The following is a 2,255-nucleotide window of genomic DNA, read 5'->3' on the forward strand; positions in this document are numbered from 1 at the left end:
GATTCCTTCAATGCCTGTTCCAATACAATCGGGGCCAATGAGCGGAAGTCCGCCGGCGTGCTGACCGGACTGTAATAAAGCCCGTATTCAAAGCAAATCTTACAGTCCGTTACGTTCCAGCCGAACAAGCCCTGCTCCAGCCCGTAACGGATACCATCCCTGACAGCGTTTTGAAAACTCTGGTTCAAGTATCCCAGCGAAACCCGGCTCTCGTATTGTACACCGGAGCCAAGCGGGAGTGGTGTAACAGACAGTCCGATGGATGCCCAAAACGGGTTGGGCGGCACCTCGATATGGATGGTGTGGCTGGCTGCTTTGAGCGGCCGCTCCATATAAATGACGGTGGGTTCCTTTACCACTGTTTCAAGCTTGTATTTTTCCGACAGCAAAGCGGAAACAACCTCCAACTGCACCCGGCCCAAAAAAGAAAGAATGATCTCATGGGTGATGGAATCCACCTCGCAGCGCAAAAGCGGGTCAGTATCCGCAAGTTGCGTAAGAGCGTCCAGCAGCCGTTCTCTTTGCGCTGCCGTTTTCGGCGCAATCGACGTCCGCAGCATGGGGAGGGGGTCCTCACGCCACCTTTTACGAGGGAGCCGGGTTGGGTCCCCTAATACATCGTTTAACCTCACGCTGTCGCTGGGAAGGATAACAATTTCACCCGGATAAGCGGTGTCTGTCCGAACAATTTCCCCTTTGGATGGAATACGCATCTCTGTGATTTTCAGCTTTTCTCTCCCGGCCAGGGCCACCGTATCCCGCAGGCGCAGCGTTCCGCTGTATAGCCGTAGATAGACACGCCGCTGGCCGCAATCTGTATACTCCACCTTGAAAACGCTGCCGCATAGGGCGGCGCTCCCCTGTTCCCCAATCGGTTGGAACAGCCCTGTCACCGCATCCATCAACGGTTGAATGCCAAGGCCCTTTTTGGCGCTGCCATAATAGACCGGGAACAGGGAGGCGTCTTGAACCCGCCGCTGTTCCTCCCGCACAAGTTTTTCCCGGCTGATTGGTTCTCCTGCGATATACTTTTCCAATAATTTATCGTTATTTTCGATGACCGCATCCCATGCTTCTATGTCGGTATTTTCCTCCAGGACTATTTCCGGGGACAGCGACACCGTCTGCTTGATGATAATATCGGCGGAGAGCTTATCCCGAACAGACTGAACCACGCTCTGCAAATCAACGCCAGCCTGGTCGATCTTGTTGATAAAGATAACGGTGGGAATGTTCATTTTCCGCAGGGCATGGAACAGAATACGGGTCTGGGCCTGCACGCCATCTTTAGCGGAGATCACCAAGATGGCCCCATCTAAAACAGCCAAAGAGCGGTACACCTCCGCCAAAAAATCCATGTGGCCGGGCGTATCCACAATGTTGACTTTACATCTGTGCCACTGGAAGGAAGTGACTGCCGCTTGAATGGTAATCCCACGCTGCCGCTCCAAAAACATGGTGTCCGTCCTCGTTGTCCCTTTTTCGACGCTCCCCGGTTCTGAAATGGCTCCGCTGGCATATAGCAGGCTCTCCGTCAAGGTCGTCTTTCCAGCGTCTACATGGGCAAGAATTCCAATATTGATTATTTTCATGTGATTGTCCTCCCTTTACTGCCCCGAAGGGCATAAAAATCCCCAGCAGTAAAATACTTTTACCACTGGGGATGATAATTTGCGGACATACACATATACAGCATACACCTGTTTGTGAGTGCTGTTTTTGGGGATATGTCAAAATTGATAAGGCAAAAGTATTCTTAAATTGGGTACAAAAAACTAAGCCCCTACAAAAGGGACTATCATAATCCTTTGTTCCCACTATTTGATTATAGTTTTATTTAAGAATACCTTGCCGCATATTTTTTACTCCTTTTCTGGAATTGAATTATTATATCACATCAGTTTTAGGAAAACAAGTATCTAAAAGAAATTTTTCTTCCCCTTATATGTAACAATCATACCGGCTTCCTAACGTTCAGAATGGTTTCTACTGTCTGCTGCGGTGTTTGGTTGGAATTGTCCAGCCAAAAGCCGATCCGTGGTGTTGTCTGCATTTTACTAAATACAAATTCAATGTATACAGAAAGAAATATATAAGGAGTGGGAGGGATTCCGCCGTAGTCGGCATTGTAGGAAAATCCAAAAGTTTAGATTTTCTCAAAATGCTTATCTTTTGGTCTTTGGTTCGGAATAGTGTAGTGCTGGCGGTCTATCTATTGTTTTCGGTTGCTTGCTTCTTTACCGTACATGAGCATT

At 48.6% G+C, this 2,255-nt stretch carries 1 protein-coding gene; it reads right to left on the minus strand.

Annotated elements, in window-relative coordinates; all coding sequences use genetic code 11:
• Window positions 1-1,592 (minus strand): tetracycline resistance ribosomal protection protein Tet(W) (tet(W), locus tag J3348_RS14105; protein WP_207699210.1); only part of this gene is annotated, 1,592 nt, incomplete at its 3' end.
• Window positions 1,593-2,255 lie beyond the last annotated feature (663 nt).

This window comes from Faecalibacterium sp. Marseille-Q4896 (assembly GCF_017377615.1).
Lineage (GTDB): Bacteria > Bacillota > Clostridia > Oscillospirales > Ruminococcaceae > Faecalibacterium > Faecalibacterium taiwanense.